The 19,757-nt window shown below is 72.7% G+C and carries 16 protein-coding genes; 6 read left to right on the forward strand and 10 right to left on the reverse strand.

From position 1 onward, the window contains the following. Nucleotides 1–10: 10 nt before the first annotated feature. Genes JWQ92_RS02370 through JWQ92_RS02380 form a run of 3 tightly spaced genes read left to right on the forward strand, consistent with a single transcriptional unit; the run spans nt 11 to nt 2,669 of the window. Complete coding sequence (locus tag JWQ92_RS02370) at nt 11–790, forward strand: CoA transferase subunit A (RefSeq protein ID WP_297342852.1); 780 nt, start codon at nt 11–13, stop codon at nt 788–790. Between the two features lie 2 nt (nt 791–792). Further along, nucleotides 793–1,452, forward strand: a complete 660-nt coding sequence (locus JWQ92_RS02375) for a CoA transferase subunit B (protein WP_297342853.1) — start codon at nt 793–795, stop codon at nt 1,450–1,452. After that, complete coding sequence (locus JWQ92_RS02380) at nt 1,449–2,669, forward strand: acetyl-CoA C-acetyltransferase (RefSeq protein WP_297342854.1); 1,221 nt, start codon at nt 1,449–1,451, stop codon at nt 2,667–2,669. The genes JWQ92_RS02375 and JWQ92_RS02380 overlap by 4 nt, the downstream gene beginning before the upstream one ends. 266 nt (nt 2,670–2,935) lie before the next feature. Here JWQ92_RS02380 and JWQ92_RS02390 read toward each other — a convergent pair whose 3' ends face one another. After that, nucleotides 2,936–4,768 carry a phosphoenolpyruvate carboxykinase (GTP) gene (locus JWQ92_RS02390; protein ID WP_297342867.1) on the reverse strand — a complete coding sequence of 611 codons (1,833 nt, stop codon included), beginning with the start codon at nt 4,766–4,768 and terminating at the stop codon, nt 2,936–2,938. 119 nt (nt 4,769–4,887) lie between these two features. Between JWQ92_RS02390 and JWQ92_RS02395 the strand changes: the two genes are divergently transcribed. Then, on the forward strand, nt 4,888–6,312 hold the full coding sequence (locus JWQ92_RS02395; RefSeq protein WP_297342855.1) for an XRE family transcriptional regulator: 1,425 nt from the start codon (nt 4,888–4,890) through the stop codon (nt 6,310–6,312). A gap of 129 nt (nt 6,313–6,441) precedes the next feature. After that, on the forward strand, nt 6,442–7,623 hold the full coding sequence (locus JWQ92_RS02400; RefSeq protein WP_297342856.1) for an aromatic acid exporter family protein: 1,182 nt from the start codon (nt 6,442–6,444) through the stop codon (nt 7,621–7,623). A gap of 3 nt (nt 7,624–7,626) precedes the next feature. On the opposite strand, the gene JWQ92_RS02405 is transcribed toward JWQ92_RS02400, so the two are convergent. Continuing rightward, nucleotides 7,627–10,533, reverse strand: a complete 2,907-nt coding sequence (locus JWQ92_RS02405) for an aminotransferase (protein WP_297342857.1) — start codon at nt 10,531–10,533, stop codon at nt 7,627–7,629. Nucleotides 10,534–10,559: 26 nt separating this feature from the next. After that, entirely contained in the window at nt 10,560–11,171 is a 612-nt protein-coding gene (locus JWQ92_RS02410) for a response regulator transcription factor (protein WP_297342858.1), read from the reverse strand. Nucleotides 11,172–11,355: 184 nt separating this feature from the next. Between JWQ92_RS02410 and JWQ92_RS02415 the strand changes: the two genes are divergently transcribed. Beyond that, complete coding sequence (locus JWQ92_RS02415) at nt 11,356–11,640, forward strand: GlsB/YeaQ/YmgE family stress response membrane protein (protein WP_297342859.1); 285 nt, start codon at nt 11,356–11,358, stop codon at nt 11,638–11,640. Nucleotides 11,641–11,855: 215 nt separating this feature from the next. Here JWQ92_RS02415 and JWQ92_RS02420 read toward each other — a convergent pair whose 3' ends face one another. The 7 genes from JWQ92_RS02420 to JWQ92_RS02450 form a co-directional block, all read right to left on the reverse strand. Beyond that, nucleotides 11,856–12,668 (reverse strand): ABC transporter permease, encoded by an 813-nt coding sequence (locus tag JWQ92_RS02420; RefSeq protein ID WP_367276702.1) that lies wholly within the window; start codon nt 12,666–12,668, stop codon nt 11,856–11,858. Next, complete coding sequence (locus JWQ92_RS02425) at nt 12,668–13,516, reverse strand: ABC transporter permease (protein ID WP_297342861.1); 849 nt, start codon at nt 13,514–13,516, stop codon at nt 12,668–12,670. Before JWQ92_RS02425 ends, JWQ92_RS02420 begins: the two co-directional genes overlap by 1 nt. Before the next feature lie 10 nt (nt 13,517–13,526). Next, the gene (locus JWQ92_RS02430) at nt 13,527–14,726 is read right to left on the reverse strand and encodes an ABC transporter substrate-binding protein (protein ID WP_297342862.1); all 1,200 of its coding nucleotides are present in this window, start codon (nt 14,724–14,726) and stop codon (nt 13,527–13,529) included. Next, nucleotides 14,726–15,823, reverse strand: a complete 1,098-nt coding sequence (locus JWQ92_RS02435; protein WP_297342863.1) for an ABC transporter ATP-binding protein — start codon at nt 15,821–15,823, stop codon at nt 14,726–14,728. The genes JWQ92_RS02430 and JWQ92_RS02435 overlap by 1 nt, the downstream gene beginning before the upstream one ends. Before the next feature lie 272 nt (nt 15,824–16,095). Then, nucleotides 16,096–16,971, reverse strand: coding sequence for a zinc metalloprotease HtpX (gene htpX, locus JWQ92_RS02440; RefSeq protein WP_297342864.1), 876 nt, complete (start codon nt 16,969–16,971; stop codon nt 16,096–16,098). 100 nt (nt 16,972–17,071) lie between these two features. Beyond that, nucleotides 17,072–18,310, reverse strand: coding sequence for an alpha-hydroxy acid oxidase (locus JWQ92_RS02445; protein WP_297342865.1), 1,239 nt, complete (start codon nt 18,308–18,310; stop codon nt 17,072–17,074). 3 nt (nt 18,311–18,313) lie between these two features. Then, entirely contained in the window at nt 18,314–19,747 is a 1,434-nt protein-coding gene (locus JWQ92_RS02450) for a rhamnulokinase family protein (RefSeq protein ID WP_297342868.1), read from the reverse strand. Between the last annotated feature and the right edge of the window lie 10 nt (nt 19,748–19,757).

Here is a 19,757-nt window from a genome sequence, read left to right on the forward strand (position 1 = left end):
GGAGGCTCGGGTGGACAAGCGAGTGGGGAGCGCCGCGGAGGCGGTCGCGGACATCTCGAGCGGCGCCTCGGTGGCCGTCGGGGGCTTCGGCCTGAACGGCGTGCCGATCGAGCTGATCCGGGCGCTGCTCGCGCGCGAGGTCACCGACCTGGAGGTCGTGTCGAACAACTGCGGCGTCGACGGCTGGGGGCTCGGGCTGCTGCTCGCCGAGGGCCGCATCCGTCGCGTGGTCGGTTCCTACGTCGGCGAGAACAAGGAGTTCGCCCGCCAGTACCTCGGCGGAGAGCTCGAGGTGGAGCTGACCCCGCAGGGGACGCTCGCCGAGCGGCTGCGGGCCGGCGGCGTGGGCATCCCCGCCTTCTACACCGCGAGCGGTGTGGGCACGATGGTGTCCGAGGGCGGCCTGCCCTGGCGCTACGGGGCGGACGGCGAGGTGGTCGTGGCGTCCCCGCCGAAGCCGACGGCGCGGTTCGACGTGCTCGGGGCCGAGACGGAGTACGTGCTCGAGACCGCGATCCGGACCGACTTCGCCCTGGTGCGGGCGGCGAAGGCGGACCACCACGGCAACCTCGTCTTCGAGAAGTCGTCGCGGAACTTCAACCCGCTCGTCGCGATGGCGGGCCGGGTCACGATCGCCGAGGTCGACGAGGTGGTGGAGCCCGGCGCGATCGACCCGGACGCCGTGCACCTGCCGGGGATCTACGTCGACCGCATCGTCCAGCTGACGCCGGAGCAGGCGATCGACCTGCCGATCGAGAAGCGCACCGTGCGCACGCGACAGGAGGCCTGAGGATGCCGCTCACCCGGGACCAGATGGCGGCGCGGGCCGCGCTCGAGCTCGAGGACGGTTCGTACGTGAACCTCGGCATCGGGCTGCCGACCCTCATCCCGAACTTCGTGCCCGACGGCCGATCGATCGTGCTGCATTCCGAGAACGGCATACTCGGCGTCGGCCCCTACCCGTGGGAGGGCGAGGAGGACCCGAAGCTCATCAACGCGGGCAAGGAGACCGTCACCGTGCTGCCCGGTGCGGCGTTCTTCGACTCCGCGGCGAGCTTCGGGATGATCCGCGGGGGCCGCGTCACGGTCGCTGTGCTCGGCGCCATGCAGGTCTCCGAGCGCGGTGACATCGCCAACTGGGCCATCCCCGGCAAGCTGATCAAGGGGATGGGCGGCGCGATGGACCTCGTCGCCGGGGCGCAGCGGGTGATCGTGCTGATGGAGCACGTCGCGAAGTCCGGCGATCACAAGATCCTCGCGGCGTGCACCCTGCCGCTGACCGGCCGCGCCTGCGTCGACCGGATCATCACGGACCGCTGCGTGTTCGACGTCACCGACGACGGCCTGCTGCTCGTCGAGCTCGCCCCCGGCGAGACCGTGGAGTCCATCCGCGAGCTGACCGGCTGCGGCTTCGCCGTCGCCGAGCCGCTCGTGTCCGAGGTGCCCGCGTGACGGAGCTGCGTGAGGCGGTCGTCTGCACGCCCGTGCGCACGCCGGTGGGCCGGTACGGCGGCGCGCTCGCGACGCTCTCCGCCCAGACCCTCGCCACGACCGTTCTCACCGCGCTGCTCGAGCGCTCGGGCCTGCCGGGCGATGCGGTCGACGATGTGATCGTCGGTCAGTGCTACCCGACGACGGAGGCGCCCCCGATCGGCCGCGTGGCCGCGCTCGACGCCGGGCTGCCCGTGACGGCGACCGGCTACCAGCTCGACCGGCGCTGCGGGTCGGGCCTGCAGGCCGTCGTCAACGCGGCGATGCAGGTGCAGACCGGCGTCTCGGACGTCGTGATCGCCGCGGGCGTCGAGTCGATGAGCAACGCCCCGTACTACACCGAGGAGGGGCGGCGCGGGCTGCCGCCCGCCGCCCTGGTGCTGCACGACGCGTTGAGCCGTGGGCGGGAGCGCGCCGGAGGCCGGTTCCATGCGACGCCGGACGGCAACATCGGCACGGCGGAGAGGTTGCGCCGCGAGTACCGGATCTCCCGGGAGCGCCAGGACGCGTACGCGCTGCAGTCGCACCGCCGGGCCGTCGCCGCCCAGGAGTCCGGCGCGTTCGATCGGGAGCTCGTGGCGGTCGATGTGCCGGGACGGAAGGGCGCCGTGACCGTGTCACGGGACGAGCATCCGCGGGCGGAAACCTCCCTCGAGGCACTCGCGGCACTGCGCCCCGCGCTCGAGCGGAAGGATCCGGACGCCACCGTGACGGCCGGCAACGCGAGCGGGCAGAACGACGCCGCGGCCGCGTGCATCCTCACGACCCCGGATCGCGCCGAGGCGCTCGGGCTGGTCCCGCTCCTGCGCCTCGCGACGTGGGCCGTCGCAGGCGTCGAGCCGGAGCGGTTCGGGATCGGACCCGTGCCCGCCGCCCGACGCGCGGTGGAGCGGGCCGGCATCGGGTTCGACGACCTCGACGTGATCGAGCTGAACGAGGCCTTCGCGGTGCAGGTGCTCGCCTGCCTCGACGAGTGGGGGGTCGACGACGCGGATCCGCGGCTCAACCCGCGGGGCAGCGGCATCTCGATCGGCCATCCGCTCGGCGCGACAGGGGTGCGGATGCTCGCGACCCTCGCGAACGAGCTGCACGACCTGGGCGGCCGGTGGGCGCTCGAGACCACGTGCATCGGCGGCGGTCAGGGCCTCGCTGCCGTCTTCGAGCGCGTCGAGCGCTGAAACGCGGACTTGCCACTTTCCGCCCTCAAACGGCTCGGATGAGGGCAGAAAGTGGCAAGTGTGCGTGGGTCCGTGCGCTCCTTCGCGCCGGCCTGCGAGGGGTCATACGAGCCGCTTCACGCCGCCGCACAGGCGAAGCCGGCCCGGTCGATCCATTCGAGCACCCGACCGGCCTGCACCGACCCGGCGTCGACAGCGGCGTCCGACGGGAGCGCGAGGAACCGGAGGGTGGTGGCCCCGCTCGGCGCCGACCGTCGCGTCGAGGGTCATGCGTACGAGCCGAGCCGCCAGCGCAGCTGCTGCAGCCGGCGCACGAGCGGGCGGGGCACGCGGTCCCCGAAGCGGGCGAACAGCCCTTCGATCTCGTCGCACTCGTGCCGCCAGCCGGCGGCGTCGACCGTGAGCAGCTCGCGCACGTCGGCGTCGGGCAGCGCGAGGCCGGCGAGGTCGAGATCGTGCCGGTAGGGCAGCAGGCCGATGGGCGAGACGACGGCATCGGCCTCGTGCTCGATCCGGGCGACGATCCAGTCGAGCACGCGGATGTTGTCTCCGTAGCCCGGCCAGAGGAAGCGGCCGTCGTTCCCCTTCCGGAACCAGTTGACGCGGAAGATCCGCGGCGCCTTCGTGCCGAGGCGCTCGCCGACCCGCAGCCAATGGTTCCAGTGCTCGGCCATGTCGTAGCCGCCGAAGGGCAGCATGGCGAACGGGTCGAACCGCAGCTCGCCGACCGGACCCTCCGCGGCGGCGGTCTGCTCGCTCGCGATGGTGGCGCCCATGAAGACGCCGTCGGTCCAGTCGGCGGCTTCGGCGACGAGCGGCACGTTGCGGGCGCGGCGGCCGCCGAACACGATCGCGTCGATCGCCACGCCGTCGGGGGAGTCCCAGTCGTCGGCGAGCACCGGGCACTGCTCCGCCGCGACCGTGAAGCGAGCGTTCGGATGCGCGGCCGGCCGGCCGGAGCGGGGCGACCACGGCTCGCCCCGCCAGTCGATCAGCCCGTCCGGCGGCGTCGGCGTCATCCCCTCCCACCAGACGTCGCCGTCGGGTCGCAGCGCGACGTTCGTGAAGATCGTGTTGCCCCACATCGTCGCCATCGCCGCCGGGTTGGTGGCCTCACCCGTGCCCGGGGCGACTCCGAAGAAGCCCGCCTCGGGGTTGATGGCGCGCAGCCGCCCGTCCGCGCCCTGCCGGAGCCATGCGATGTCGTCGCCGATCGTCTCGACCCGCCACCCGGGTCGGCTGGGCTGCAGCATCGCGAAGTTCGTCTTGCCGCACGCCGAGGGGAACGCCGCGGCGACGTGGTGGACACGGCCTGCGGGCGAGGTGAGCTTGATGAGCAGCATGTGCTCGGCGAGCCAGCCCTCGTCGCGGGCCATCACCGAGGCGATCCGGAGGGCGAAGCACTTCTTCGCCAGCAGCGCGTTGCCGCCGTAGCCGGACCCGTACGACCAGATCTCCCGCGTCTCCGGGAAGTGGGCGATGACCTTCACCGCGTTCGACGGCCACGGCAGGTCCGGGATCCGCCGGCCCTCCCCGTCGATCAGCGGCATGCCGACCGAGTGCACGGCCGGCACCCACGAGGTGGTCCCCTGGATCTCCGCCAGCGCCTCGTCGCCCATCCGGGTCATCAGGCCCATCGAGAGCACGACGTAGGGCGAGTCGGTCACCTGCACGCCGAGCTGCGAGATGGCTCCGCCCACCGGCCCCATCGAGAACGGCAGCACGTACATCGTGCGACCGCGCATGGCGCCGGCGAAGCGCGTGCCGAGCTCGTCCCGCATCCCGGCGGGGTCCCGCCAGTTGTTGGTCGGACCGGCGTCCGCGGCCGTCGCGGAGCAGATGAAGGTGCGGTCCTCCAGCCGGGCGACGTCGGCCGGGTCGCTCCGGGCGAGGAAGCTGTTCGGGCGCCACTCCGGATTCAGCCGGATCAGGGCCCCGTCGGCGACCATCGCCTTCGCGAGCCGGTCCGCCTCGGCGGCGCTGCCGTCGCACCACACCACCCGGTCCGGCCCGGTGAGGGCGGCGATCCCGCCGACCCAGTCCTCGAGGGCGGCCCTCCCGTGGAAGCGGGCGGCGCTCGGTGCGGATGCGACGGGCAGTACGGACACGGTGCCTCCCGGAAAGAAACGGCCTGTCTTCCACTGTTGCGCGCATTGCGTGGACCGTACAGGCTGTGCGAAGGAGAAGATCGGCCGATCTTTCCGATAGGAGAAGAACGATGGATGCGCTGCTCGTCGGCCGCCAGATCCGCGCGCGGCGACGGGCGGCAGGGCTCACGCTCGACGACCTCGGCGAGCGGACGGGCATCGCGGCGAGCCGGCTGTCCCTCATCGAGAACGGACGCCGGGAGCCGCGGCTCTCGCAGCTCGCCTCGATCGCCGCGGCGCTCGGCGCCGAGATGCCGGCGCTCCTCGCGGACGAGGCCCCTGACGAGCGCACCGCGCTGGAGGTCGAGCTGGAGCGCTTCCAGCAGTCCCCGCTCTACGCGGAGCTGGGCCTCCCGGCCGTGCCCGCCTCGCGCACCCTGCCGCAGGACGCGCTGGAGGCGCTCGTGGGGCTGCACCGGGAGCTGCGCCGCCGGGCGGAGCGCGCGATCGCGACGCCCGAGGAGGCGCGTCGGGCGAACACGGCGCTGCGGCGGGCGAGCCGCGAGCGGAACAACCACCTCCCCGCCATCGAGCGGGCGGCGCTCGAGCTGCTCGCGGTCGTCGGCCACGAGCGCGGCGCCCTCACCCACCGCTCCGTGGGCCTCATGGCGAAGCACCTCGGCTTCTCGATCATCCACGTGAACGACCTGCCGCACTCCACGCGGTCGGTCACGGACCTCGAGAACGGCCGCATCTACCTGCCCCCCGCCTCCATCCCGGGCGGTCACGGCCTGCGGGCGCTCGCGCTGCAGGCGATGGCGCACCGGGTGCTCGGCCACCACGAGCCGCGCGACTACGCCGAGTTCCTCGAGCAGCGGCTCGAGATCAACGCCTTCGCCGCCGCGTGCCTCATGCCCGAGCCGGCGAGCGTCGAGTTCCTCGCCGCGGCCAAGCAGCGCCGCGACCTGGCGGTGGAGGACTTCCGCGACGCGTTCGGCGTCACCCACGAGGCGGCGGCGCTGCGGCTCACCAACCTCGCGACCGTGCACCTCGACCTGCGACTGCACTTCCTCCGCGTCGCGGACGACGGCGCGATCACGAAGGCCTACGAGAACGACGACCTGCCCCTGCCCGCGGACGTGTCCGGATCCGTCGAGGGGCAGTTCGTGCATCCGGCGTGGGCCGCCCGCGCCGCGTTCGAGCGCACGAACAGAACGACGGAGTTCTACCAGTACACCGACACCCCGGCCGGCACCTTCTGGTGCTCGACCCAGACGGGCACATCGGCCTCGGAGGAGTTCTCGATCACCGTCGGCGTGCGGTTCGCGGACGCGAAGTGGTTCCGCGGCCGTGAGACCGCGGAGCGGGCGGATGCGCGGGTCGCGGGCGCTCGCCGCGACGGCCGGGACGCCGAGCTCGCCGCCCGGTGGAGCGGGAAGGCGTGGCCGAGCGCGAAGCTGCACGCGCACGTGCTGTCGCCGCTGCCGACCGGCACCTTCCCGGGCGTCGACGACGCGGAGGTGTACCGCTTCCTTGCGGCGCATGCGAGCCGCTAGCTCGGAGCAGAGCGCCGAGGGCCGTCTCGGCCCTCGGACCCGACGGGGCATCGAGGCCGTCCGGCTGGCCGCTCTCCTGAAGGAAGGGCGCGCTACCCTGCGCGCATCCTCTGCAGGGCGGAGCGGGGCATGACGACGGGCGCGTTCGATCGGCGGCGGTGGCGCATCGGTGCCCGGCGGCTGCTGCACCTCGTCTGGCCGTCGTCCCCGGCGTCGTGGCGGGAGGTTCCGTCTCTGCTGCGGCCGCAGGCGGTGCAGATCGCCCGTCTCACGGTGGCGGCCGTCGTCGCCTACGTCGCCGCCGAGCTCGTCACGCCGGGGACGCTCGACCTCACCGCGCCGCTCACCGCGCTCCTGGTGGTGCAGGCCTCGACGGTGGGCACGCTCCAGATGGGGATCGTGCGCGTCGGCGCGGTGCTGACGGGCGTGCTCGTCGCGGTCGGCGTCTCGACGTGGATCGGCCTGACGTGGTGGAGCCTGGCGCTCGCGATCGCGGCGTCGCTCACGCTCGCGAAGCTGCTCCGCCTCGGGGAGCAGTCGCTCGAGACGCCGATCAGCGCGATGCTCATCCTGGCGGTCTCCGCCCATCACCAGGCCGCCCAGGTGCGGATCGTCAACACGCTCATCGGCACGGCCGTCGGGATCCTGTTCAGCCTCGTCGTGCCGGTCGCGATCCCGAACAGGACGGCGGCGGACGCGGTGCGGCGGGTGGCGCGCTCCCAGGCCGCGCTGCTCGACGAGGTCGCCTCGACGCTCGGTGAGCGCCCTCCGGCGCCGGAGGAGCTGGAGGCGTGGGCCGCCTGGGCGGAGCACATCGGCACCGAGGTGGTCGAGGCGTCCCTGGCGATCCGCGCGATCGAGGAGGCGCGTCGGCTCAACCCTCGCGCGCTCGGGTCGGCGCGCCTCGATCCCGCGCTCCGGTCGGCGCTCGCCCGACTGGATCGATGCCTCGCCGCCGAGCGGGCGCTGCTCGTGGTCCTCGGCGGCCAGGAGGCACGGCCCACGGGATCACCGGGACCGACCGCGGGTGAGGTGCGTCGGGCGTTCGCCGTGCTGCTCGACGACATCGCGGGCGCGCTCCGCGCCTACGGCGACGCCGCCGGCGCTGCGGACAGACGCCCGGCCGATCGGGAGGCGGCCCTGTCGCGCACCCTCGAGACGGTCCGCGAGACGCGGGCGGTGCTCACCGAGCTGCGGCTGCTCGACGTGGACCCGCGCGACCGGCCGGACCTCTGGATGCTGCAGGGCTCCGTGCTCGCCGCCGTCGAGCACGTGCTGGCGCAGCTCGATGCCGCCCGCGACGAGGCCTGAGCATCACCAGCCGTCGGTCAGGGTCCGGTCGAGGGCGTCGACGAAGGCGTCCGCGCTCGCCCGCGAGATGCAGAGCGGCGGCTTCACCTTGAGGATGTTCTGCCGGTCGCCGGTCGGCTGCACCACCACGCCGAGCTCGAGCATCCGGTCGCAGATCCGCGCCGTCTCCTCGGTGGCGGGTTCGAGGGTCGAGGCGTCCCGCACCAGCTCGACACCCTGGTAGAGCCCGCACCCGTGCACGGCGCCGATCAGCGGATGCCGCGTCCGCAGGGCCTCGAGCCGCCGGTGCACCCGGTCGCCGACCTCGCGGGCGTGCTCCTGCAGCCGCTCGTCCGCCATCACGGCCAGCACCTCGGAGCCGATCCGGGCGGACAGCGTGCTGCCGCCGGCGGACGAGAAGAAGGAGCCCTGCGCGGCGAGCGCGTCCGCGATCTCCCGGCGCGTGATCACCGCCCCGAGCGGATGCCCGTTCCCCATCGCCTTCGCGACCGTGACGACATCCGGCACGACGTCCTCGTGCTGCTCGAAGCCCCAGAACACGTCGCCCTGCCGGCCGTAGCCGACCTGCACCTCGTCGTCGATGCAGATCCCGCCGTGCCGGCGGACGGCGTCGTACACGGCCGCGAGGTAGCCGGGCGGTACCTCGATCGCGCCCGCGTTGCCGTTGCGCGGCTCCGCCAGGAACGCCCCGAGGGGGCGGCCGGCGGCGGCGAGACGGTCGATCTCGGCCACCGCGTCGGCCGAGTAGCGGGCGCCGGCCCCGGCGCCGCGGTACCGGCCGCGGTAGGTGTTCGGCGCGTCCACGACGTGGACCCAGCCCGGCCGGGTCTCGTCGGCGAGCGGGTTGTCGGAGACGGAGGTGGAGGCGGCGTCGGTCGCGACGGTCCAGCCGTGGTACGACTCGCGCACGACGAGCACGTCCTCGCGCCCCGTGAAGGCGCGGGCCAGGCGCAGCGCGAGGTCGACGGCCTCACTGCCGCTGTTCACGAGCAGCACGGTGTCGAACGGCGCGGGCAGGGTGGCGAGCAGGCGCTCGCTGAGATCGGCGACGGCGCCGTAGTGGAACCGCGAGTTCGTGTTCAGCATCGACCACTGGTCCGCCGCCGCCGCGGCGATCCGCGGGTGCCCATGCCCGAGCGCCGTGACGTTGTCGACCATGTCGACCAGGTGGCGGCCTGCGGTGTCGATCAGGAACTCCCGCACGCCCCGCTCGATGCGCGGCGGATCCGCGTAGTAGTGGGACTGCAGGCTCGAGTAGCTGCGATCGCGGCGGGCGAGCACGGATGCGGGCGGCTCCTCCGCGGGTGCCGCGGGGAGACCGAGCAGCGGGGACGGATCCGGGCAGCGTGCGCCCCACGCGGCGACCTCGCCCGCGGGCACGAAGCGCGGGGGATCCGCGACGCCGCCCGGCACGACCGCCTGGATCCACGCGGATGTCGTGACGCGGGCGATAGGCTCGCCTGCGGCCACCGCCCGGTCCGGGCCCTCGGGTGCGACCCCGTCGATGCGCAGCTCCAGCCCGTCCGCGAGCAGGCGGACGCCGTTCCCGCTCGAGCGCGCCCGTCCCGCGAACGGTGCCCGCAGCACCTGAGGGGCGGCGACCAGCAGCTCGACGCCGAGGGCGGCGTTGCGGGGCTCCTCGGCGGACGGCGCCGCGCTCCGGGTCAGCCGGGCCTCGCCGTACCGCGTGACGGCGGCCCCGGCGGCACCGGCCGCCGTCGCCAGTAACCGCTCCTCCGTCGCACGCGGGTCGACGAGCCAGTCCCCGTCCCGGAGAGCGCGGCTCGACCAGCCGAGGTCGATCACGTCCGGGCTGGCGGGAAGCACCGGAGCCGAGGCCGCCGGCAGCGCCGGCGCCTCGGTGGGCCGGCCGAGGTGCCGCCGGATCGCCGCGGTCGCCACGGCCGGATCGAAGCCGGCCGGCACGGCGAACATGAGCCACTCCCTCTCCCTGGCCGAGTCGGCGTAGGCGTTCTCCGGGTCGATCGCGACCTGCTGCTCGCCGGACACGACGAGCGTCGCGCCGCGCAGCACGAGCAGCGACCACACCGCCGCCAGCTCCTCGTCCGTGAGCCGCACCCGGGCGTCGAACGCGGCGAGCACCGGCAGCACGGCGAGGGGCGACGCGGGATCGTGGTGGAACACCGCGCTGCAGGCGACGGCGGCCTCGGCGACGCGCCAGCCGAGTGCCGCGTCACCGAAGTCGATCACTCCGGTGATCCGCGGCCGCCCGTCGATGCCGGTCTCCGCGACCGTGTTGTCGTCGGTGAGGTCACCGTGCACGACCTGCACCGGCAGCCGGGCGGCCAGCGCCTCGAGCGCCGCTGCCGCCGCCCCGGCCGCCGCCGCGACCTGCGCCCGCCGGTCCTCGTCGGCGACGAACGGCAGCAGGTCCGTGACGACCTGCTCCGCGTGCCGCAGGTCCCACTGCAGCCGCCTGTCGAAGCCCGGATGGTCGAGGGGCGCGAGGGCCTGGACGACCGCGCCGGCGGTGTCGCCGAGTCCGGCGGCGGTCTCCGCCGCAAGGTGCCGCCGATCGGTGAGCGGCACACCGTCGACGAACGTGAGCAGGCGCACGACATGCGGCCGGCCGTCCAGCTCGACCAGCGGGCACTCGGTGCCGTCGACTGCCGCCACCGGGACGGGGCAGCGGATGCCGTGGGCCGAGACGGCCCGCATGGCGAGGTTCTGGGCCTCGACCTCGGCCACCGGGAACGCCGGGTTGCCCACCTTCAGCAGGAAGCGGCCGCGCGGACCGTCGATGCGGAAGTTGCGGTCCTGCTGGCTGCCCAGCTCCTCGAGGTCCCCGGTCACCCCGAAGAGGCGCTCCGCGAGGGAGCGGGCCGACTCGAGGTCGACCTGCGGCCGGGGCAGGCCGCCGAACGCGGGGCTGGGAGGTGCTTCCGTCACGTCCTCCACCTTCCCGCATCCGCACCCTACGGTCCGCCGAGCCAGTGGTCGATGCGGCGATGGTCCGGGGTGAATCCATGCGCGACGCCCCACAGCACGGCCTGGGTGCGGCTGCCCGCGCCGATCTTGCGGTAGATCGAGCGGATGTAGGACTTGATCGTGTTGGGGCTCAGGTGGGTGAGCCGTGCCACGTCCGCGTTGCTCTTGCCTTGCGTGATGAGTGCGAGGATCTCCGACTCCCGATCCGAGAGCCCGAGCTCGCGGCCCGGCCAGTCGAGGCCCGGGGCGCTCCCGACTCGGCCTGGCGGCCGGACGAAGACCCGCTCGCCCGCGTGCACGCGCTCGATCGCCTCGACCAGCTCCTCGGCGGAGAGCGTCTTCGGGAGGTACCCGTGGACGCCGAGCGCCTCGGCCGCAGCCACGAGGTCGGGCTGGAAGTTCCAGGTGTAGATCACCACCCGCCTCGCCCGCGGGTTGGCCACGAGGCCGGCGACCTCCACTTGATCCGACTCCGGCTGGGCGAACGAGTCGTAGAGCACGACGTCGATCGAGTCGTCGAGCGCCGCGTTGGCGTCGATCTCCGAGACCACGACGCGGTCGCGGAAGGCGTCGAACAGATGGGCGAGCCCGACCAGCACGACGTCGTAGTCGTCGACGAGGGCGACCGTGATCGGCCGCGTGAGTGTGAGAACGCTGATGATCGGACCGTAACACCCCTAGGGGTGTGCCTGCAGAGGACCTGAAGTGGTCGAGTAGGGCCACCGCCGCAACCGGGCGGTCCAGCAGCACGACGACCGTCGTGCCATCAGAAGGGATACGGCCATGGGCCTCCTCGGCACCATCATCGTCATCATCATCGTCGGCCTCATCGCCGGGTTCCTCGCCCGCGCCATCGTGCCGGGCCGTCAGAGCATGGGCATCGGAGCGACGATCCTGCTCGGCATCATCGGCTCGTTCGTGGGCGGCTTCCTCGGCTTCCTGCTCTTCCACGCGGACCCGCAGGGGGGCTTCTTCCAGCCGGCCGGCATCATCGGCTCCATCATCGGCGCGATCATCGTGCTGCTGATCTGGATGGCCGTGAAGCGCCGCAGCGGCGCCCGCGTCTGAGCCCACACCCACCCACCACGGATCGGCGCTCCGACCCGCGTCCCCCTTCGACGGGATCGCGGGGCGGGGCGCCGTCGTCTGCGCACCGCCCGGTTCCCGGCTGCCGATCTCCGCGCCGGCGTCCGCCGTTCTCAGGAGTCGGTCGAGGGATTCAGGACATCCGGGGGGCGACAGGCGGCGGCCGGCGCCTCGGATCCTGAATACGGCGGATGAGGTCAGGTGCGGCTGCCGGCCACGTCGCCACCGAGGCGCTGCGCGAGCGACACCGGCACGATCGCGACGAGCGTGAGCACGGCCGCGACGACGTTGACCACGGGCGCCTGGTTCGGGCGGAAGAGGTTCCCGAAGATCCAGATCGGCAGGGTCTGCACGGTCGGGCCGGCGGTGAAGGTCGTGACCACGATCTCGTCGAAGCTCAGCGCGAACGCGAGGAGGGCGCCCGCGACCAGCGCGCCGCGGAGCAGGGGGACGGTCACGAGCCGGAACGTCTGCCACGGGTTCGCGCCGAGGTCGGCGGACGCCTCCTCGAAGGAGGTTCCGAGCCGCCGGAGGCGTGCGGCCACGTTGTTGAAGACGATGACGATGCAGAACGTGGCGTGGCCGACGATCACCGTCCCGAGGCCGAGCGTCACGCCGACGGGTCCGAGCAGGGACGTGAAGGTCGCGTTCAGGGCGATCCCGGTGACGATGCCCGGGAGCGTGATCGGCAGCACGACGAGGAAGCTGACCGCCCGCCGGCCGAAGAAGCGGAAGCGCTGGACGGCGAACGCCGCCATCGTTCCGAGCACGAGGGCGATCGCCGTCGCGCAGAGCCCGGCGAGCACCGACGTGCCGAGCGCCTGGAGCGCCCCCGAGCTGCCGGCCGCCGCGATCCACCAGCGCAGGGTGAACCCGGACGGGGGGAAGCCGAACGTCCGCGACGCGTTGAAGGAGTTCAGCACGACGAGGGCGAGCGGCACGTAGAGCAGCACGAGCCCGGCGACGGTCCAGGCGAGCAGCGCGCGGCGGAGGCCGGGGGATCGGCGGATCACACGTTCTCCAGAGCACCGGTGCGGCGCATCGCGAGCAGGTAGATCACGATCGCGGCGAGGGGGACGAGTGAGAGTGCCGCGGCGAGCGGCTGGTCGTTGGCGGTGATGAGCTGGCCGTAGATCACGTTGCCGAGCATCTGCGTCTTCCCGCCGACGATCGTGACGGCGATGTAGTCCCCGAGCGACAGCGAGAACGTGAAGATCGAGCCCGCCGCGACGGCCGGGAGCACGAGCGGGGCGACGATCCGACGGAGCGTCGTGCGCATCGGCGCGCCGAGGTCCGCGCTCGCCTCGAGGAGCGAGTCGGGCACCCGGTCGAAGCCGGCGAACACCGGCAGCACCATGTAGGGCAGCCACAGGTAGGCGAGGGTGACGACGACCGCCCCGATCCCGTATCCGCTCGAGTGCCCACCGGTGAGCCACGCGATCGGCCCCGTCGGCGACAGCAGCACACGCCACGCGTACGCCTTCACGAGATAGCTCGCCCACAGCGGCGTCGTGACGGCCACGACGAGCGCGACCCGGGCGCGCGGAGAGGCGACGCGGCTCATGTACAGCGCCATCGGGACGGCGACCGCGGCGTCGAGCACCGTGACACCGAGGGCCACGAGCAGGGTCCTGAGGGTGACGTCGCGGTACAGGGGATCCGTGACGAGCGCGAGCAGGTTCCCGCTCGTGTAGACCGGCACGACGGCGCCGGTGAAGGTGTTCGTGCTCCAGAACGCCGAGACCAGCAGCACCGCCATCGAGCCCAGGTAGGCCACGACGAGCCACACCATCGGCGGCCCGAGCAGCGCGGCCAGGCGCAGGCGCGCGCCCGGCCGCGCAGTCGAGGGGACGCTCACCTGACCGTGCTCAGCCCTTGATCTGCTGCCACTTGTCGACCCATTCCGAGTAGGCGGTGCAGTCGTTCCCGGACCCGTCGACGCACTGCTTCTGCGGCGTCGTCCAGTAGTGGATGTTCGACGCGTACGCGGAGTCGAGGGCGTGGTAGGTCGTGCAGAAGCCCTTGTCGGAGGTCTCCGTGCAGGCCTTCGTCTGCGCGGGCGCCTCGCCGAACCACTCCGCGACCTGCGCGTTGACCTTCGGCGAGGTGATGTAGTCCATCCACTGGTACATGCAGTTCGGGTGCTTCGCCTTGGACGAGATCATCCAGGTGTCCGACCAGCCGGTCGCGCCCTCGGCCGGCAGGACCGTCTTCACCTGCACCTTCTTGTCGGCGCCGATCACGTTCGCGATGACCTGCCAGGTCGTGCCGATCACGGAGCTGCCCGACTCGAAGGCCTGCACCTCCTTCGTGTAGTCGGCCCAGTACTCGCCGACGTTCGCGTTCTGCTGCTTCAGCAGCGCCACCGCCGCGTCGAGCTGCTTCTCGGTGAGGGAGTACGGGTCCTTGATCTTCAGCGACGGCTTCGTCTTCATCAGGTACAGCGCGGCGTCCGCGATGTAGATGGGGGAGTCGTAGGCCGTGACCTTGCCCTTGTACGCGCTCGAGCCGCCGAACACGGCGCCCCACGAGGTGGGCGCGGTCGTGACGACCTTCGGGTTGTACATGAGCACGTTGGCGCCCCAGCCGTGCGGGATGCCGTACATCTGCCCGCTCACCGAGTTCCAGGGCCGCTTCTTCAGAAAGGTGGAGATCGTGGCGTAGTTCGGCACGAGCGCGGTGTTGACCGGGGCCACGTCGCCCGCGTAGATCAGGCGCAGCGTCGCATCGCCGGAGGCGGAGACCCCGTCGTACTGGCCGGTGCGCATGAGCTGCACCATCTCGTCGGAGGTGTTGCCGATCTTCACGTTCACCTGGCAGCCGGTCTGCTGCTCGAACGGATGCACCCAGTCGACGGTCTTGTCGTTCGAGCCGTCCTCGGCGTAGCCCGCCCAGGCGATGATGTTGAGCTGGCCCTCACCGGCGCCGAGCTTCTTCATCTCCTTCACCTTCGGCGGGGCGACGCCGGCCGTCCCGGTCGTCGTCGTGGCGGTGGAGCAGGCACCGAGCAGCACGGCGACGGCCAGAGCCGTCGCGGTCGCCGCGATGCGGGCGATCGGTCGCTTCATCACGCGGATCCTTCCGGGGGAGGGGTGGGGGAGGCGGACTCGAGGGTCCGGACGGATTCGGGATGCCAGGCGACCACCGCGCGGTCGCCGCGGCGCAGCGCGGCCGGGCCGGTGTCGGCGTTCAGCTGCACGACGGAGAGGGCGGCGCCCGCGTCCGTGTCGACGATCAGCCGTGTGGTGGACCCGGCGTAGACGACCTCCGCCACGGTGCCCTCGGTGCTGCGGAGGCCGCCGCCGGCGGCCGTGCCCGCCGGCAGCACCTCGAGCTTCTCGGGGCGGATGCCGAACACCCCCGGCCGGCCGACGAGGGCGGCCGCCGCGGCCCCGTCGAGCACGTTGGAGGTGCCGACGAAGCCCGCGACGAAGCGCGTCTGCGGCCGCTCGTAGACGTCGGCGGCGGCCCCGACCTGCTCGATGCGACCCGCGTTGAAGACGGCGAGGCGGTCGCAGAGGGTCAGGGCCTCGTCCTGGTCGTGGGTGACGAACACGAACGTGATGCCGACCTCGCGCTGGATCGCCTTCAGCTCGACCTGCATCTGCTCACGCAGCTTCAGGTCGAGGGCACCGAGGGGTTCGTCGAGCAGGAGCACCCGCGGGCGGACCACGAGGGCGCGGGCGAGCGCGACGCGCTGCCGCTGGCCGCCGGAGAGCTCGTCGGGGCGGCGCGCGCCCACGCCGGCGAGCCGCACCATGTCGAGCGCCTCGCCCGCCCGCCGGATCCGCTCGGCGCGGCCGATGCCGCGCACGGTGAGCCCGTACTCGACGTTCTGCTGCACGCTGAGATGGGGGAAGAGCGCATAGTCCTGGAAGACGGTGTTCACGTCGCGCCGGTGCGGGGGCAGGTCGGTCGAGTCGATCCCGGCGAGGCGGATGCGGCCCTCGGTCGGCTGCTCGAAGCCCGCGATCATCCGGAGCACGGTCGTCTTGCCGGAGCCCGACGGACCGAGCATCGCGAAGAGCTCGCCGTCGGCGATCTCGAGGTCGACGCGGTCGACCGCGACGACGGATCCGAAGGTCTTCCGCACGCCCTCCAGGGCGATCCCGGGTGTCGCCGGGTCGGCGTCCCGGACGTCGCGCCGTGCCGCGACCTGTGCCACCGCTGCTCCTCCCGGACGGGGTGCGCTCCTCTGCGTTCCCTGGGTGCATGCTAGGGGCGCGGGCGGGTGCTCGACCACGGGATCCGTGTTGCGATCGCGTCTCGGCGACCGGATCCGTGCCGATCCGGGCTCACGACGGACGATCAGGCCGTTCCGGGTCCTCGATCGAGTGGGAGCCGACCAGCGCGGTGGTCCGGGTTCCTGCCGTCAGCGGAGCGACTGGAGCGGCGTCGATCGCGACCACGGGCCGCGTCGCGCCCGCCGGGATGCGGCTAGTGGAGCAGGGGCGCGCCCGCCATCGCCTCGAGGCGGGCGATGCGCTCCCGCATGGGCGGGTGCGTGGAGAACAGCCTGCCGACGTCCTGGGCCCGGAACGGATTCGCGATCATCAGGTGGCTCGTGCTCCGCAGCTGCGGCTCCGGCGCCAGCGGGTACCGCTGCGTGCCCGCCTCGAGCTTGCGCAGCGCGGAGGCGAGCGCGATCGGGTCGCCGGTGAGGGCGGCGCCGTCCTCGTCGGCGTCGTACTCGCGCGTCCGGCTGATCGCGAGCTGCACCACGCCGGCCGCGATCGGGCCGAGGACCAGCAGGAGCAGGGCGCCGACGCCACCGCCCCGGTTCTCGCGGTCGTTCCCGCCGCCGAAGAGCATCGCGCCGTAGGCCAGATACGTGATCACCGAGCTCAGCGCGGCGGCGACCGACGACGTGAGGATGTCGCGGTTGTAGACGTGCATGAACTCGTGCCCGAGCACACCGCGCAGCTCGCGCTCGTCGAGCAGCTGCAGGATGCCCTCGGTGCAGCACACCGCCGCGTGCTCGGGGCTGCGACCGGTCGCGAACGCGTTCGGCGCGGCGGTGGGGGAGACGTAGAGGGCGGGCATCGGCCTGCCGGCGCGCGCCCAGAGCTCGCGGACGATCCGGTACATGCCCGGCTGCTCCGCCTCGGTGACGGGACGGGCGCGCATGGCCCGGATGGCGACGGAGTCGCTGAACCACCAGGAGCCGAGGTTCACCGCGAGGGCGAGCACGAGACCGATCGTGAGCGCCGCGAGGCTGCGGCCGAACAGGAGGTAGCTGGCGCCGAGCACGACGGCGCCGAGGAGTCCGAAGAGCGCCGCGGTCGTCAGACCGTTGAAGTGCCGGTGGGACATGTCGATCCTTCCGCGAGCACCCGATGCGCTCGCATCCGGATCAACACGCGAAGGGCCCCACCGCTTCGATACATCCTCGGAAGGGCATATGGACCGCCGGTCAGGCGCGGGTTCGGGGGATCAGCCGTTCGAGCTGGGTGACGTGCCGGGGCTCGAGCTCCTCGAGGGAGTGGGCGCCGAGCAGCTTCATGGTGCGGACGATCTGGTCGGCGAGGATCGCGATGGCCCGGTCGACGCCGGCGCGGCCGCCGGCCATGAGCCCGTACAGGTAGGCGCGGCCGACAAGGGTGAAGTCGGCGCCGAGGGCGATCGACGCCACGATGTCGGCGCCGTCCATGATCCCGGTGTCGACGAGCACGTCGAGATCGCGCCCGACCTCGCGCACGACGTCGGGCAGCAGGTGGAACGGGATCGGGGCGCGGTCGAGCTGGCGGCCGCCGTGGTTCGACAGCACGATGCCGTCGACGCCGAAGTCCGCGAACAGCTTCGCGTCCTCGACGCTCTGCACGCCCTTGATCGCCAGCTTGCCGGGCCACAGCTGCCGGATCGTCTTCAGGTCCGTGAAGCTGATGGTCGGATCCATCGCGAGGTCGAGCAGGTCGCCGACGGTGCCGCCGGTCGAGGTCAGCGAGGCGAACTCGAGCTTCGGCGTCGTGAGGAAGTCGAACCACCACCACGGCCGGGGTGCGGCGTCGAGCAGCGTGCGAAGGGTGAGCTGCGGCGGGATGGAGAAGCCGTTGCGCTTGTCCCGGAGCCGCGCGCCGGCGACGGGGGTGTCGACCGTGAAGAAGAGGGTCTCGTAGCCGGCCTTCGCGGCGCGCTCGACGAGGCCGTACGAGATCTCCCGCTGCCGCATCACGTAGAGCTGGAACCAGCTGCGGCCGCCAGGGTTCGCGTCCTTCACGTGCTCGATCGACGTCGTGCCGAGCGTCGAGAGGGTGAACGGGATGCCCGCGGCGTTCGCCGCACCCGCGCCGGCGGTCTCGCCCTCGGTCTGCATCAGGCGGGTGAAGCCCGTGGGCGCGATGCCGAACGGCAGGCTCGACGGGGCGCCGAACACCGTCGCGGTGGTGTCGACGTGCTCGACGTCGCGGAGCACCTCGGGGTGGAACTCGACGTCCTGGAAGGCCTGCCTCGCGCGAGCGATCGAGATCTCGCCCTCGGCGGACCCGTCCGTGTAGTCGAACGCCGCCTTCGGGGTGCGCCGCTTCGCGATCCGCCGCAGGTCCTCGATGGTCAGCGCCGCCTCGAGCCGCGCCTTCTTGCGGTCGAGGTCGGGCTTCTTGAACCGCAGGTACTCGAAGACCTCCACCGGCCTCGGGAGCTGTCGCTGGACCATGAGTCAGTCCTTCGCGTCGGTGCTGGTGCGCGGGGCGGAGGTGCGGAGGGGGAACGAGGACGCGACGACGCTGCGCAGGGCCTCGAGGTCGCCGGTGATGAGGCCGTGGGTGCGCGCCTGCACCAGCAGGTTGCCGACGGCCGTGGCCTCGACAGGGCCGGCGACGACCGGTAGCCCGCACGCGTCCGCGGTGAGCCGGCAGAGCAGCTCGTTGCGTGCGCCACCGCCCACCAGGTGCACCGTGCGGATGGGGCGGCCGGTGAGGCGCTCGATGTCGCGGATCGCGTCGGCGTACGCGTTCGCGAGGCTCTGCAGCACGCTGCGCACGAACTCGCCCATCGTCGCGGGGGGACGTACTCCCTGCTCGGTGAACAAGGTCTCGATCCGCGTGGGCATGTCGCCGGGCGGCAGCAGCCGAGGGTCGTTCGCGTCGAAGACGGGCACGTCCGCCGGCGCGTCCGCCGCCTGCTTCAGCAGATGCTCGAGGTCCTCCTGCTCGCCGACCTTCGCCCACGAGCGGATCGACTCGGAGAGCAGCCAGAGGCCCATCACGTTCTTCAGGAACCGGATGCGGCCGTCGACGCCGCCCTCGTTCGTGAAGCGCGCCAGCCGCGCCTCCTCCGTGAGCACGGGTGACGGCAGCTCGGTGCCCACGAGCGACCAGGTGCCGCAGGAGATGTATGCGGCGTCGTCGCCGGTCGACGGCACCCCGACGACGGCGGACGCGGTGTCGTGGGAGCCGACGGTCGTGAAGGGGAAGACGTGGCGGATCCCGAACTCCTCCCGCATGACGGGGGAGACGGGACCGAGCTGGGTGCCGGGCTCGACGATCGGTGGCAGCAGGTCGTAGCGCAGGCCCAGGCGGGACAGCAGCTCGGCGTCCCACTCGTTCTCGCCGGCCCGGATGAGGCCGGTGGTCGACGCGTTCGTCCGCTCGGCGACCCTCTGGCCGGTCGCCCAGTAGCCGATGAGGTCGGGGATGAGGAGGAAGCCGTCGGCGGCGTCGAGCGCGCCGGATGAGGCGGATGCCGCCAGCTGGAACAGGGTGTTGAAGGGGAGGTGCTGGAGGCCGTTGCGCCGGTAGAGCTCGTCCGGCCCGATCGCCGCGTGGACCGCCGCGACTCCCCGCTCGGTACGGGCGTCGCGGTAGTGGTAGGGGTTGCCGATCATGCGGTCGCCGAGCAGCAGGGCGTAGTCGACCGCCCACGCGTCGACGGCCGCGCCCACGAGCTCCGGCTCCTCGCGGGAGGCCGTACCGAGGCCGTGCATCGCGGCGGAGTAGAGGGAGAGGACGTCCCAGTGCAGCCCGTCGGGCAGTCGCACGGGCGTGTTGGGGAAGCGCGCGACGGTGCGCAGCGTCACCTCTCCGTGCCCGACCGAGCCGAGGATCACCCGTCCGCTCGTGGCGCCGAGGTCGACGGCGGCGACGGTCTTCATCCGGCGACCC

The organism is Amnibacterium sp. (assembly GCF_025463795.1).
In the GTDB taxonomy this organism is placed as follows: domain Bacteria; phylum Actinomycetota; class Actinomycetes; order Actinomycetales; family Microbacteriaceae; genus Amnibacterium.

Bases quoted from the DNA above. Each gene is read 5' to 3' on its own strand.
- JWQ92_RS02430 (WP_297342862.1), bottom strand. From the start codon at position 14,726: ATGAAGCGACCGATCGCCCGCATCGCGGCGACCGCGACGGCTCTGGCC.
- htpX (WP_297342864.1), bottom strand. From the start codon at position 16,971: ATGTCCCACCGGCACTTCAACGGTCTGACGACCGCGGCGCTCTTCGGA.
- JWQ92_RS02450 (WP_297342868.1), bottom strand. From the start codon at position 19,747: ATGAAGACCGTCGCCGCCGTCGACCTCGGCGCCACGAGCGGACGGGTG.
- JWQ92_RS02395 (WP_297342855.1), top strand. From the start codon at position 4,888: ATGGATGCGCTGCTCGTCGGCCGCCAGATCCGCGCGCGGCGACGGGCG.
- JWQ92_RS02415 (WP_297342859.1), top strand. From the start codon at position 11,356: ATGGGCCTCCTCGGCACCATCATCGTCATCATCATCGTCGGCCTCATC.
- JWQ92_RS02445 (WP_297342865.1), bottom strand. From the start codon at position 18,310: ATGGTCCAGCGACAGCTCCCGAGGCCGGTGGAGGTCTTCGAGTACCTG.
- JWQ92_RS02375 (WP_297342853.1), top strand. From the start codon at position 793: ATGCCGCTCACCCGGGACCAGATGGCGGCGCGGGCCGCGCTCGAGCTC.
- JWQ92_RS02400 (WP_297342856.1), top strand. From the start codon at position 6,442: ATGACGACGGGCGCGTTCGATCGGCGGCGGTGGCGCATCGGTGCCCGG.